11 protein-coding genes and 2 pseudogenes are annotated in these 13,593 nt (G+C 67.9%); 4 read left to right on the top strand and 9 right to left on the bottom strand.

Annotation, left to right across the window (positions count from 1 at the left end):
* The first annotated feature begins 1 nt into the window (after position 1).
* Positions 2-517, top strand: coding sequence for a GNAT family N-acetyltransferase (locus QP166_RS08225; RefSeq protein ID WP_333915475.1), 516 nt, complete (start codon positions 2-4; stop codon positions 515-517).
* A gap of 259 nt (positions 518-776) precedes the next feature.
* On the opposite strand, the gene QP166_RS08220 is transcribed toward QP166_RS08225, so the two are convergent.
* The 8 genes and pseudogenes from QP166_RS08220 to QP166_RS08185 form a co-directional block, all read right to left on the bottom strand.
* Positions 777-2,903, bottom strand: a complete 2,127-nt coding sequence (locus QP166_RS08220; RefSeq protein WP_333915474.1) for a TonB-dependent receptor — start codon at positions 2,901-2,903, stop codon at positions 777-779.
* 59 nt (positions 2,904-2,962) lie between these two features.
* Complete coding sequence (locus QP166_RS08215; protein ID WP_333915473.1) at positions 2,963-3,202, bottom strand: hypothetical protein; 240 nt, start codon at positions 3,200-3,202, stop codon at positions 2,963-2,965.
* Positions 3,199-4,451, bottom strand: a pseudogene (locus tag QP166_RS08210) (N-succinylarginine dihydrolase). Before QP166_RS08210 ends, QP166_RS08215 begins: the two are co-directional and overlap by 4 nt.
* A complete protein-coding gene (locus tag QP166_RS08205) occupies positions 4,448-5,464 on the bottom strand; it encodes an arginine N-succinyltransferase (RefSeq protein ID WP_333915472.1) in 1,017 nt (338 codons plus the stop codon). Before QP166_RS08205 ends, QP166_RS08210 begins: the two are co-directional and overlap by 4 nt.
* Positions 5,461-6,663 carry a hydrolase gene (locus QP166_RS08200; RefSeq protein ID WP_333915471.1) on the bottom strand — a complete coding sequence of 401 codons (1,203 nt, stop codon included), beginning with the start codon at positions 6,661-6,663 and terminating at the stop codon, positions 5,461-5,463. Before QP166_RS08200 ends, QP166_RS08205 begins: the two co-directional genes overlap by 4 nt.
* Before the next feature lie 72 nt (positions 6,664-6,735).
* Positions 6,736-7,794, bottom strand: coding sequence for a DUF481 domain-containing protein (locus QP166_RS08195; protein ID WP_333915470.1), 1,059 nt, complete (start codon positions 7,792-7,794; stop codon positions 6,736-6,738).
* Positions 7,795-7,809: 15 nt separating this feature from the next.
* Positions 7,810-8,310 (bottom strand): RNA pyrophosphohydrolase, encoded by a 501-nt coding sequence (locus QP166_RS08190; RefSeq protein ID WP_333915469.1) that lies wholly within the window; start codon positions 8,308-8,310, stop codon positions 7,810-7,812.
* 31 nt (positions 8,311-8,341) lie between these two features.
* Positions 8,342-9,334: an alpha/beta hydrolase gene (locus QP166_RS08185; RefSeq protein WP_333915468.1), complete on the bottom strand. Its 993-nt coding sequence runs from the start codon at positions 9,332-9,334 to the stop codon at positions 8,342-8,344.
* Positions 9,335-9,376: 42 nt separating this feature from the next.
* On the opposite strand from QP166_RS08185, the pseudogene QP166_RS08180 reads away from it, so the two are divergent.
* The 3 genes and pseudogenes from QP166_RS08180 (at position 9,377) to QP166_RS08170 (ending at position 12,872) form a co-directional block, all read left to right on the top strand.
* Positions 9,377-10,296 (top strand): annotated as a pseudogene (locus QP166_RS08180) (histone deacetylase family protein).
* Between the two features lie 8 nt (positions 10,297-10,304).
* On the top strand, positions 10,305-11,645 hold the full coding sequence (locus tag QP166_RS08175; protein ID WP_333915467.1) for a cryptochrome/photolyase family protein: 1,341 nt from the start codon (positions 10,305-10,307) through the stop codon (positions 11,643-11,645).
* 12 nt (positions 11,646-11,657) lie between these two features.
* The gene (locus QP166_RS08170; RefSeq protein ID WP_333915466.1) at positions 11,658-12,872 is read left to right on the top strand and encodes a cyclopropane-fatty-acyl-phospholipid synthase family protein; all 1,215 of its coding nucleotides are present in this window, start codon (positions 11,658-11,660) and stop codon (positions 12,870-12,872) included.
* Positions 12,873-12,881: 9 nt separating this feature from the next.
* Here QP166_RS08170 and QP166_RS08165 read toward each other — a convergent pair whose 3' ends face one another.
* Positions 12,882-13,589, bottom strand: a complete 708-nt coding sequence (locus QP166_RS08165; RefSeq protein WP_333915465.1) for an SDR family NAD(P)-dependent oxidoreductase — start codon at positions 13,587-13,589, stop codon at positions 12,882-12,884.
* Between the last annotated feature and the right edge of the window lie 4 nt (positions 13,590-13,593).

Raw genomic sequence — 13,593 nt, 5'->3', positions numbered from 1 at the left:
TATGGACTGGCGCCTGCATCGTGCGGGGCCGGCGGATGCCGCCGCGCTTTCGCTGGTAGCGGGCGCCACTTTCCTCGAAGCGTTCGTGGGCATCCTCGACGGCCCGGATATTGTGGCGCATGTCACGCGCAACAGCAGCGTGGCAGCGTTTGAGGCGTATCTGGCCGGCGGCGCGATCGCGACGCTGGCCACGGCTGGCGTTGGTGCTGCTCCGATCGGTTACACCCTGCTCACCGCACCCGATCTGCCCGTCGCTCTTGAGCCGGGTGACGTCGAACTCAAGCGCATCTACGCGCTCTTCCCGACCCACGGCACCGGCCTGGGCCCGGCCTTGATGGCGAGGGCGATCGAAGACGCGCGCTCGGCCGGGCGTCGCCGGCTGTTGCTCGGCGTGTATGGCGGCAACAGGCGTGCGCAGCGCTTCTACGAGAAGCAGGGTTTCGTCGTCGCAGGGACGCGGCGCTTCCTCGTCGGCGCGACGTGGCACGACGATCTCATCTACGCGCGCGCGATTTGAGGGCGGCCTGAAAGGCTGATCCGTCTGGCTTGCATCTCGCCTTCGCCGGGGTGCCACTTCAAAGTTGGTGATTGCGTTTTTGAGCGGGACGACAGCAGCTCGACTCGTCATTGCGAGCGTAGCGAAGCAATCCAGCGCCGGATCAGGACGCCCTGGATTGCTTCGCTACGCTCGCAATGACGGTGATCGATCCCGATCCACCTCATCGCGCTCTTAAGATCGTCGTCGCCGCGGCTTTGATCCGGGGCGACAGTCTTCATCAAATCCCGACGCGGAACGTCACTCGAACGTCACGCCCGCCGAGCGGCGCGAAGTCCTTGAGCACGCTGGCGGCACGACGCGCCTCGACGTCGAAGATGTTGTTCGCCGCCAGCAGGATGCTGCGCCGGTCGCTCCCGCCCCACGGATGGAACGACAGCGAGGCGTTGACCATCGTATAGCCATCGGTGCGCGTCTCGAACGGCGCGGTGCGGTTCTGCGCGAAGGCACGCTCCACCTCGACGCGCGCGCCGCTGGTGTCGTTGCGCGCCTCGATCCCGCCAAGCAGACGCAGCGGCGGGATGCGCGGCACCGGTCCACGATCGACAACCTCGGCATGGACATAATCACCGAGCAGATCGGCGGTGATGACATGCGTCCCGATCGTCGCGAGCCGGGCCGACGCATCCGCCTCGAAGCCATAATAGCGTGCCTTCGCCTGATCGTAGCGGAAGCACGGCAACTCGACCTCGCCCTGTGCCGCCGTCACGCATGCCGCCGCGGCGACCTGCGACTCATAGATGTAATTGTCGAACCAATTGTAATAGGCCGATGCGTCGAGGCTGAAGATCTGGTTGTGGGCGTGGAGCGTCGCCTCCAGTCCCCATGACGTCTCCGCGCGGAAGTTGGGATTGCCAAGCTCGTACGCCTGCGTGCCGGCGTGCGGCCCGTTGGCGAACAGTTCCTCGGCGGACGGTGCGCGCGCCGTGCGCGAGCCGTTCAGCCCGATCCGGACGCCGTCCGCGAGCGTATAGGCCGCACCGAGCGATCCCGACCAGGTCCCGAAGCTGCGATCCTCGCCCGTGAAGCGTTCGGTCCCTTCGCGGAAGCCCGGATCGGCGGTCAGGCGCGTTTGTTCGTATCGCAGCCCGCCCTCGGCCTTGAAGCGACCGTCTTCGAATTGCTGAAGCGTGAAGAGTCCGGTCTGCTCGGTCTGGTTGCGGGGCAGGAATGCCTCGTCACCGACCACGTCGAACGCGCGGCTGAAATATTGCACGCCGCTGGCACCCTGCCACGCGCCGCGCTTCGCCTGCACCAACTCAAGCCGCCCCTCGAGCCCCTTGTTGTAGAAGGCCGTGCCGATCGAACCGTCTTCCTCCAGCTCGAAATGCCGGTAATTGGCATGCGCGGCGCGGATGCGGATCGTATCGATGAACGCGCCGTGTGGCGTCACCTCGGCGCGCAGGTCATAGCGGTTCTGCACCACGTCGAGCCGCGGCGCTTCCTGCTCCTGTCCAAGCGCGGTCGCATAGCGGATCGGCACGCCGTAGACGCTGTCGTAATGGCCGTACGAGACGCCCAGCATCCCGCCGTCGGTGATGATCGACGCACCCGCACCAGCGGTCCATGTCTCCGCGCCGCTGTTGGGCAGCTTGCCGCTCAGCGCCGCGTTCGCTGCGAAGTCGATCGGCTCGGCGCCATCCTGGGGTGACCCAGCCAGCGCCAGCGAGGCGCGGCGCGCGGCGCGCGACAGGATGAAGCCGCCGGTACGCAGGTCGTCCGCCTTCAGATACGATCCGTCGACGTGCAGGACGAGCGGACCGACCGCGGTCACGTCCGCCGCGCCGCCGACCGAGCGCTCGTTCGCCGCGCTGCCATAGGTGCCGATCGCATCGACGCGGTAGCCGTTCTCCGGCAGCGCACGCGGGATGCGCCGATCGACCACGTTCACCACGCCGCCGACGGCCGACGAGCCATAAAGCAACGCCGCCGGCCCGCGCAGCACCTCGACACGTTCGGCGAGCAGCGGATCGATCACCACCGCGTGGTCGACCGAGGTATTCGATACGTCGATCGATCCGATGCCGTCGGTCAGGACGCGGATACGATCGCCCTGGAAACCGCGCAGGATCGGCCGCGAGGCGTTCGGGCCGAACGAAGTCGCCGACACGCCCGGCAACCGCGCGAGGGTTTCGCCGATCGTCGGACGAAGCTCGCGGGTCAGGTTCGCGCCGGTCAGCACCGACGTGCCCTGCAGGACGTCGGACTCGCTGGTCTGGATCGGCGCGGTGACGATGACCTCGTCGGAGCGATGCGGGTCAGGCTGCCGTGCAGGATCGGCGGTCTGGGCGGCGGCGGGCAGGGTAAGCGGTGCAAGCGCGACCGCGGCAAACAACATGGTCTTCATGGGCGACTCCTTGTGAGTCCCCCTTAGCGCCATGTTACAACATATCAAGACCCATCCACTTAGTTGGCTGCCTCGCGTTCCACCCCGTCGATGATCTTGCCGCCGGCCATGAACACGACGATCGTGCAGGCGACGAACATGATCCAGCCCGGCGTGCCGGGAAAACGATGCAGATAGGTCATCCCGCGTTCGACCGCGCCAGTCGCGATCGCGTAGATCAGCATGAATGCCTCGAACTTCGTCTTGACGACGAACAGTCGCGCGAACCCGCGCCACCAACGCTGCCACCTCGCCGTCATGCGCGCAGCTCCGTGAGGCTCAGTTCCTCGACCAGCGCGGCGCGGGCGGTCGCTATCTGCTCCAGCAGCGCAGGGTCGCCGAGATCGTCCGGTGCGATCGCTTCGGGCCAGTGCCGGTCGATCACCGCCGCAATCCGGTCGAGCCGCTGATCGTCGACGAGGAACCGCGGGTCGACGGTCGCCGGATCGCAGGCGACGCGCAGCCGGAGGCACGCGGGGCCACCGCCATTCGCCATCGAGTCGCGTACATCGACCACCTCGACGCGCCAGATCGGCCCGTTGCCGGCGAGATGTGCCTCGATCCACCGCCACACGCGGGCATTGCCGCGCGCCTCCTCGGGAACGATCAGCGTCGGCACGCCGTCCGGCGGGGTGACGAGCTGCGCGTTGAAGAGGTAGGAGCCGATCGCATCGCCTAGGCTCACCGCCGCCGCGGGCACCTCGACGATCTCGACCTCGGGCAGCAAGCGGCGAAGATCGGCGTAGAAGCCGTCACGATCCGCAAATGCCTGTTCGTGTGCCAGCAGGATGCGCTCGTTGGCGACCGCGACCACGTCGTTGTGGAAGGCGCCGGCCGCAATCGCTTCCGCCGATTGCTGGACGAACAGCGTTCGCGCCGGGTCGAGCCGATGGTGGCGCGCGATCGCCCGGCTGGCCTCGACATGTTGCCGCGCCGGAAACGCGCCGCCCGTGACGCCATAGACGAACACCTCGATGCCCGGCGCATCGTGCGCGGCGCACAGCCGCATGTGGTTCGCGGCACCCTCATCGCCGAATGGCGGGAGCACCGGCGGCTGCACGACGAACTGCGCGGCATCGGCGAAGGCGATCCGCAATTGCGCCAGCGTCGCGCGCCACTCGTGACTGCGATGCGGCATCGTCACCAGGTTGGCGACGGTCAGTTGGCAGCGCCCGTCCGCGGTGTCGGGCGCCGGCGAGACGGTGGCGGCATTGGCGGCCCACATCGACGAGGCGGAGAGCGCCTGCGCCTTCAGGTGCGCCGGTGCCGAATCATAGTCGATCGCGAGCCGCGCCAGCCAATCGTGGTCGGGGCGGGGCGGGGGATCAGCACGCCCTGCACCAGCCCGAGCGCGAGATTGGCGCGCATCTTCGCTATCCCTTGCAACGCTGCGGCGCGCGGGTGCGCGACCTGTCCGGCATTGGCGGTGGCGGCGAGGTTGCCGGGGCTCAGCCCCGCGTAATTGTGGCTGGGTCCGATGATCCCGTCGAAGTTGATCTCGCGTATCATATCCGTCCGATCCAGCTCACGCGGTCGCCTTCGCGCAGCCGTAGCGCCGTGGCCGAGGCCGGGTCCAGCGTCACGCCTCCATCGACCGTTCCGATGCGGGCGTAGGCGCACCGGAAGCCGGCAAGTCGCCCGGTCGCGACGAGCGCCTCGTTGGTGCCACCCTCTCGCACCGCCACGACCGTCGCATCCTGCGCGTCCCGGACGGTGCGGATCTGGTCGGTCTTGGCGGTCATCGTCGGACCACCATCGAAGATGTCGATGTAATTTTCGTAAGCGAAGCCCTCGTTTTCCAGCATTCGCATCGCCGCCCGGCCGGAGGGATGCGGCAGCCCGATCGAAGCGCGTGCGTGGTCGGAGAGCATCGCGGTGTAGATCGGATGCTTGGGCATCAGGTCGGCGATGAACTGGTGCCCGTGGACCGCATTGAATTCATCGGCCTCCTGAAACCCCATGCCGAAGAACCGCCCGGCCAGCCCGTCCCAGAACGGCGACCCGCCCGCCTCGTCGATCACCCCGCGTAGCTCGGCGAGCGTCCGGTCGGCGAAGCGCGGGCGATGCGCGCGGATAAACAGATAGCGACTGCGCGCCAGCAACAGTCCCAGGCCGCCCGCGCGCTCGCCGGGATGGAGGAACAGCCCGCCGACCTCGCTCGCGCCCTCCAGATCGGTAGTCAGCGACAGCATCTCGGCCCGAAACGTCCGCGACAGCTCGCGGCTGTGCTGCGCCAGCGTGCCCAGCCGGTAGCTGTAGAAGGGGTGCCTCTGCCCGACATGCGTGAAAAGCTGGCAGGTTCCGCGCACATCGCCGGTGACGTTGTTCTCGAGCATCAGCACGAAGAGTTCGTCGGTCAGCGAGGTGTCGTCATGCCCGAACGCCAGTGCACTGCGCTCCAGCTTGGCGGTCAGCGCGTTGCGATCGGGGGGCAGGTTGGTGAACCCGCCGCCGGTCAGCTTCGCCATTTCGTAGAGATGCGACAGGTCGTTCCGGTCGGCGGCGCGGATCACGAACGTCATGCCAGCGCTCCTTCGGCCAGTCGCAACATCGTCACCGCCGACAGCGCGGCACGCTCGGCAAGGCTGTCGACGATTAGGAATTCGTCGCTGGAGTGGATCGCGCCGCCGCGTGCGCCCATCGTGTCGACCACCGGCACGCCACACGCGGCGATGTTGTTGCCGTCGCAGACCCCGCCGGTATCCCGCCACGCGATCGGCTGGCCAAGGGCCGCGCCAGCACCGCGTACCAGTTCGAAGAGCCGTGCCGCGCCCGCATCGATCGGCTTGGGCGGGCGGTTGAAGCTGCCGTGCACCGCGACGCTCACCTCATGCGCTGCCTGGATCTCGGCGACCGCGGCATCGATCGAGGCGCGCGCGCGGGCGATCTCAGCGGCATCGGCGGGGCGGAAGTTGACGCGGAGCACCGCGAGGGCGGGGACGACGTTGTTGGGTCCGCCGCCGTCGATCCGGGCCGGGTTGACCGCCAGCCGCGGCGAGCGTTCCTGATGCAGCCGCACCGCCAGCGCGCTCGCGGCGACGATCGCGTTGCGCCCGTCCTCCGGGTTGCGCCCGGCATGGGCGGCGCGACCGCGGACGACGATCGAGAAATTGCCGGTTCCGCCCCGCGCCCCGGCCAGCGTCCCGTCGGGCAGCGCGGGCTCGTAGGTCAGCGCCGCGACCTTGCCCTGTGCCGCCTGGGCCAACAATGAAGCGGACGACAGCGATCCGGTTTCCTCGTCCGAGTTGATGACTACGTCATAGCCGAGCCGTGACGAGCCTGCTTCGATCGCGAGCAAGGCTTCGAGCATCAGCGACAATCCACCCTTCATGTCCGCCACGCCGGGACCGTTGAGCACGCCAGGCTCGCGCCAGCGCGACGTCTGGAAGGGGTGATCGACCGGATAGACTGTATCCATATGTCCGGTCAGCAACAGCCGGACCGGCGCATCGGGGCGGACCGACAGACGCAGGTGTCGGCCATGCGCCAGCGGCGTGACCTGCCCATCAGCCCCGACGCTGTCGGTTGGGGTCGGCTCGATCAGCTCCACCTCGCCCGGCAGCGCCGCAAAGGCATCCGCCAACGCCGCCGCCATCGCCGCGCAACCTGCGACGTTGTGCGTGCCGCTGTTGATCGCCGTCCAACGCTCGACCCGCGCCAGCATCGCGCCGGCGTCGATCCTCTCCAGAGATGCCCGTTCGACGGACGAAAGTATGTTCATTCCGCCACCGTAGCGGGACGATCGCCGAAACGGAACACAGGGCTGATCGCCGCCCTGTGCGGCCGTGTCACCTCAGAACGCGTATACCAATGAGGCGCGGCTGGTCGTATCGGTCGTCACCCGTCCGGCCGGCGGCTCGCTTTCATATTGTAGCGTGTACGACAGCCGCGCCGACAATGGCCCGAGCAGCTTCGCCTCGATCGCCGAGACGCTGCGGATCGTGCTGTTATAGCGTTCCCAATAGCCCGAGGCGCTCTGCGTCGCGGTCAGCCCGCTGAACAGCGTCCAGTTCAGCTCCATGCTCCCGCGCGCTGCGATGCTGCCTTGCATCGTCCGGTCGGTGAAGTCGGTCTGACGAAACGCAGGACCCACTTCGATGTCGAGCGTCAGGCCGTTGCGGCGGAACACACTGTAGCCGGCGCCGACCGACGCGGAGAAACGATTGAAATAGCCGAGGAAGCGGTCGGATTCATACTGCCCGTTGCCGTAGATATATCCGCGATCGTTGAGCTTGTAGTTGGGCTGATAACCGAGCGCATAGCGTTCGCGGCTGGTCACGCCGGCCGTGCGCTGGAAATCGGCCTGCGCCATGACACGGTGCCGCCAGCGCAAGCCTTCGCGGGTCAGGTCGGCGACGCCGGTGATCCCGGTGACGTCGGAATTGCCGGACGAGACGAACCCGCCCGCCTCGACGCGTCCGCTCCAAAGCTGGAACGCGCTGGCCTGTCGCACGCGTTCGTTGCGGGCGCGGGCGCGGCCTTCCTTCCACTCGGTGGCGCGGCGCAGCACCAGATCGCGCGACCCCGGATCGCCGTTTCGCGCATATTTCACGAGCGTGTCGACGCCGGCTTCGTCACCGGCCTGCATTGCGGCATCCAGCATCGCGCGCATCTCCGGGGAGATTTCCGGCCCGGGGATCTTGGCCAACACGACGCCGACATCGTTGAGCACGGGTTCGGGCACGTCGAGCGGGGGCGCGGTGATAGCGACCGGCTCCACCTCCAGCTCCGGTCGCTCAAGCGTCGTCTGTCGCCGAACGCGCCCCGCCGTGGACACGCGGCGGCGGGCCTGCGCAATCGCCGGCTCCGGCAGCGCGGCGAGACACACCGTCCCGATCAACACCGACAGCATCTTGAGGCCAGCCGATCAGCGCGGCGTCGCGTCGCCACCCTGCAGATGCGGGGCAAAGGCGGCGAGCACGTCGCGGTACAATTGCGCCTTGAACGGCACGATCAGCTGCGGAAGATCGGCAGGCGCGGCCCAGCGCCATGCGCGAAACTCCGGGTGCGGCGTGTCGATTTGGATGTCGCTGTCCTCGCCGTCGAAGCGGAACAGGAACCAGCGTTGCCGCTGCCCGCGGTACTTGCCTTTCCAGACCTTGCCGATCATCTCGGGCGGGAGATCGTAATAGAAGTCGTCGGGCGCCTCGTCGAGCAACGTCACCTTGTCGACGGTTATCCCGGTTTCTTCCCACAATTCACGCGTCGCCGCGGCCTGCGCATCCTCGCCCGGATCGATCCCGCCCTGTGGCATCTGCCACGCTTCCAGCACATTATCGATGCGCTGACCGACGAACACCTGCCCGTCGCGGTTGATGAGCATCACGCCCGCGCACGGGCGATAGGGCAGGGAGTCTGGCGCAGTCATGCAGGTCGAATAGGCCGCGGCTCGTGGTGCTTCAACCCGCCGCCTTCGCATTTGCGATATCGTGCGTCGCCGTCGCGACCGCTGCGAGGACGGCGGCAAGAAACGTCGTGAGGTCCTGTTGGCTCGACGGGATCGCACGCCGCAGCGTCGCGAAGCCGTGGATGTTGCCGCGTGCCTCCTGATAGGTGACCGGCACCCCCGCAAGCGCGAGCGCTGCGGCATAGGCGCGCGCCTGATCGCGCAGCGGGTCCAGTCCGGCCGCAACGATCACCGCAGGCGGCAGGTCGCTCAAGTCCCCGACAAGCGGCGAGAAACGCGCGTCATCGGGATCGGGACGGTAATGGCCGCCGAACCACCCCATTGTCTCGCGCGTCAGCAGATAGCCGTCGCAGAAGGCGTCGAACGAGGAATAGGCGCGGGTAGCGTCCGTTGCCGGATAGATCGGCGCCTGAACGAGCACCGGCACCACGGCGGGGCGGTCGCGCAGCGCCACGCTGGTGACGATCGCGAGATTACCGCCGGCACTGTCCCCGCTCAGCACCAGCCCGGTAACCGTTCGTCCCAGCTCAGCGGGGCTCGCCGCAACCCACCGTGCCGCTGCCTCGGCGTCCTCCACCGCGGCAGGAAAAGGAGCTTCCGGCGCCAGCCGATAATCGACCGAGATCACCGGCATGTCGAGTTGCCGCGCCATTTCTGCGGCGAGACTGGCGTGGCTGGTGACGTCCCCGACCACCCAGCCGCCACCGTGATAGAAGACGACCGCCGGACCGGCGACGCGCTCGGCGCAAGTGTCGAACAACTGCGCGGGCAACGGACCGCCCGGACCGGGGATCGTCACTTCGCGGTCGACTGCCAGCGCCTCGCGCGGGGGGTCGGCGACGTCGCACATTGCGCGCATAGCGGCGCGCGCGTCCGCGACGCTCATCTGATGCGTGCGCGGTCCGGGCAGGTTGTTGAGATAGCTGAGGAAGGTTGCGACGTCCGGGCGGACGAACGGTTGAACGGCGATGGTCGGTTCGGTCATTCGCTACTCCTGCGCGGGCGCGCCAATGCCTATCTTAGGTCGATGATCGCCATCGTCCACCATCCCGATTACGTCACCGAGGCGCCGGCGCGCAGCACCTATCGCTGGGGCAAGAATGGCGCGATCCGCGATCTGCTTCGCGCCGAGGGCGAGCGGATCAAATGGCACGCGCCGGAGCCGATGCCCCAACGCTGGCTGGAGGCGGCGCACGATCCCGACTATGTGGCGGAAGTGCTCGCCGCGCAGGTGCCCGCGGCCAAGGAGCGGCGGATCGGCTTTCCCGTCACGCCCGTCGTCGCGCGCCGCGCGCAGATGGTGCCGGGCGGGACCTATCTCGCCGCCGTGCTCGCGCTGGAACATGGTTTCGCCGCCAACACCGCCGGGGGAGCCATCACGCCTTGTCGGACACCGGCGCGGGCTATTGCGTCTTCAACGATCTGGCCGTGGCCGCACTGCGGCTGGTCGAGGAGGGGACGACCGCGCGCGTGCTGATCGTCGATGTCGATGTTCATCAGGGGGATGGCACCGCTGCGCTGACTGCCGGTCACCCCAAGATCGCGACCTACTCGATCCATGCCGCGAAGAACTTTCCGGTGCGAAAGGCGCAATCGACGCTCGACGTGCCACTCGCCGATGCGATCGGTGACGCCGCCTATCTGGCGATGCTGGAGGAAACGCTCGCGCCGATGATCGCCGAATGGCAGCCGACGCTGATCCTCTATCAGGGCGGCGTCGACCCCTTTGCGGGTGACCGCCTCGGCCGTCTATCGCTCAGCGAGGAGGGTTTGGTTCGGCGCGAGCGGCTGGTTGCGAGGCTTGCGATCGCCCATGGCGTCCCGCTCGCCTGCACCGTCGGCGGCGGCTATGGCGATGACGTGATGGCGATCGCCGCGCGGCATGTGCGGGTGATTTCGACGCTGGGCGAGGCGTTCGCCGGAACCGGGCAACCCCATCGTTCGTAGCGCGAATAATGACCACCTTGCTCTGGCTGCGACAGGATCTGCGGCTTCACGATCAACCGGCGCTCGTCGCCGCCGCGCAGCAGGGACCGGTGATCCCGGTCTATATCCTCGATGACGACGCGCCGGGCGACTGGCGGATCGGCGGGGCGCAGCGGTGGTGGCTCCATCAAAGCCTCGCCTCGCTCGACAAGGCGCTGCGCGACAAGGGCAGCCGGTTGATCCTGCGTCGCGGCGACGCGGTGTCGATCCTCAACGAACTGGCGGAGGCGAGCGGGGCCGAGGCGATCCACGCGATGCGCCACTACGAACCGTGGTGGCGCAAGGCGGAGGACGCGCTCGGCGAGCGTCTCTGCCTCCACGACGGCAACCACCTTGCCCCGCCCGAACAGGTGACGACGGGCTCCGGCGGTCAGTTTCGCATCTATTCGGCGTTCTGGAAGGGGTTGCAGGAGCATCTGCCGCCCGAGAAGCCGCTTGCCGAGCCGGACGACATTCCGGCGCCGAAGCATTGGCCGAAGGGCGACACGCTCGCCGACTGGAGTCTGCTGCCGACCAAGCCCGATTGGTCGGGCGGGTTCGACTGGACGCCGGGCGAGGACGAGGCATGTCGGAAGATCGCTTCGCTCGACCTGAAGGGCTATGAGGATCGTCGCAACATGCCCGCCGAGGAAGGCACGTCGCGCCTTTCGCCGCATCTTCATTTCGGCGAGGTCTCGCCGCGCGCGGTCTGGCATGCCAGTGGCGCGCATGATATCACCTTCCGCAAGGAACTGGCGTGGCGCGACTTCACCGATGGTGTCGTGCTCGCGCTGCCTGAATATGCCGACAAGAACGGTCGGTCTGCATTCGACAAGCTGCCGTGGCGCACCGGCAAGGAAGCCCAGTCCGATCTGCGCGCGTGGCAGACCGGTCAGACCGGTTATCCGATCGTCGACGCCGGGATGCGGCAGCTTTGGCAGAGCGGCTGGATGCACAACCGCGTGCGGATGATCACCGCCTCGTTTCTCATCAAGCATATGCTGATCGACTGGCGCGAGGGCGAACGGTGGTTCTGGGACTGTCTCATCGACGCCGACTACGGCAACAATGCGGTCAACTGGCAGTGGGTGGCCGGTACCGGGATCGATGCGAACATGTTCGGCCGGATCATGGCGCCGCTGACCCAATCCGAAAAATTCGATGCCGGCGACTATATCCGAGAGTGGGTGCCGGAGCTGAAGGATCTGCCGGACGACGCAATCCATGATCCCGACGCCGCCGGCTGTCGTCCGGACGATTACCCGCCCAAGCTGATCGGGCATCGCGAGGCGCGCGAACGCGCGCTGGCGGCGGGCAAGAAGGTACGTTAGGGCGCGTCCGCGATGGACGCGGCCACCTCTCATCCTTCGCCTGCCCGGGGCCGAGCGCGGCTGTTCGCGCCGATATGGCACCGCGTACTCGATCGTATCGACCGCGGGCTGCGGGAAGGCGCGATCGAGGCGCAGCTTCCCGACGGTACGCAGCGCCTGCTCGGCGGCCATGCGCCGGGGCCGGTCGCGGTGGTGCGGCTGGTGCGCTGGCGCGCGCTGTGGCGGCTGGTCACCGCCGGATCGATCGGCTGGTACGAGGGGTGGGCGGCCGGCGACTGGACCAGCCCGGATCTTGTGCCGATCTTCGACCTGTTCGTCCGCAACCGTGGCGCGCTGGGCAATGTCGCGCGCGCCAAGCATGTCGCGCGGCTGGCGGTGTGGCTCGGACACCGCCTGCGCCGCAACCACCGCAGCGGAGCGCGTCGCAACATCGCCGCGCATTACGACCTCGGCAACGACTTCTACCGCGAATGGCTCGACGCGACGCTCACGTACTCGAGTGCGCTCGACGTCGTCGCTGGCGAGCCGCTCGAGGCGGCGCAGCAGCGCAAGCTCGACGCGGTCTTCGCGCGCACCGCGACCAGCGCCGGGCAATCGATCCTCGAGATCGGCTGCGGCTGGGGTTCGTTCGCGGCGACCGCGGCTGCTGCCGGCGTCGCGGTGCACGGGCTGACGCTTTCGACCGAACAGCGCGACCATGTGCTCGCGCGCGGACTTGAGGGCGTAACCGTCGCGCTGACCGATTATCGCGACGTCGCCGGTCGCTATGACGCGGTCGCCAGCATCGAGATGGTCGAGGCGGTTGGCCCCGAATATTGGCCTGCGTATCTAGCGACGATCGCGCGCGTGCTGAAGCCGGGCGGTCGCGCCGCGCTGCAGTTCATCACGATCGCCGATGATATCTGGGACGCCTATAATGGCAGCGCCGACTTCATCCAGCGCTACGTCTTCCCCGGCGGCTCGCTGCTCTCCGCCAGCCGCTTCCGCGCGCTCGCCGAAGCGCATGGGCTGGCGTGGCAGGACGAACATCGCTTCGGGCTCGACTATGCCGCGACACTGCTCGACTGGCGGCGCCGCTTCGATCGCGCGGTGGCCGAAGGGCGCCTCCCGCCACGCTTCGACGCACGCTTCCAGCAGCTCTGGCGCTATTACCTGATGTACTGCGAGGGAGGGTTCCGCGGCGGCGGCATCGACGTCATGCAGGTGACTTTAGTCAAACCGCGCTGACGGCTTAGACTAGCTGACCCGTTCGCGATGGTTCGGCGGAAAGCCATCGACCGCCAGCGCCACGATCCGCGCCGCGACCGCCTCGGGCGGCTTGACCGAATTCGGGTCCTCGCCCGGATAGGCACGCGCGCGCATCTTTGTGCGCGTCGCCCCCGGATCGAGCACCGCCACTCGGATCTTGCTCACCTCGGCGATTTCGTCGCCATAGGCCTCCAGCAGCGTCTCGAACGCCGCCTTCGAAGCGCCATAGGCGCCCCAATAGGCGCGCGGGCTACGCGCGACCGATGACGTAACGCCGATCACGCGCGCCCCGGCGGACCGGCGCAGCATCGGATCGAACGCCTGGATCAGCGCCACTTGCGCCGATACGTTGAGCGTCAGCACCTGAGCCAGTTCCTTGGCGTCGATCGCCGGCACCGCGGCAAGCGACCCCAGCATCCCCGCGTTCAGGACCATCACGTCCAGCGCCTGCCAGCGCTCCCCAATCGCGGTCGCAAGCCGGGCGATCGAGTCGCTCTGCGTCAGATCGAGCGGCGCGATCGTCGCCGATCCGCCCGCGTCGAAGATTCTCTGCTCGACCTCCTCCAGACCGCTGGCAGTGCGCGCGGTCAGCACGACATGCGCGCCTTGCTCCCCCAACGCCACGGCCGTCGCCGCACCGATCCCGCGGCTGGCGCCGGTCACGAGCGCCAGTTTGTCCTGCAATAGCTTGTCCATGCGC

It is taken from the genome of Sphingomonas sp. LR60, assembly GCF_036855935.1.
GTDB lineage: Bacteria > Pseudomonadota > Alphaproteobacteria > Sphingomonadales > Sphingomonadaceae > Sphingomonas.
This window is presented reverse-complemented; position numbering and strand designations above follow the sequence as displayed.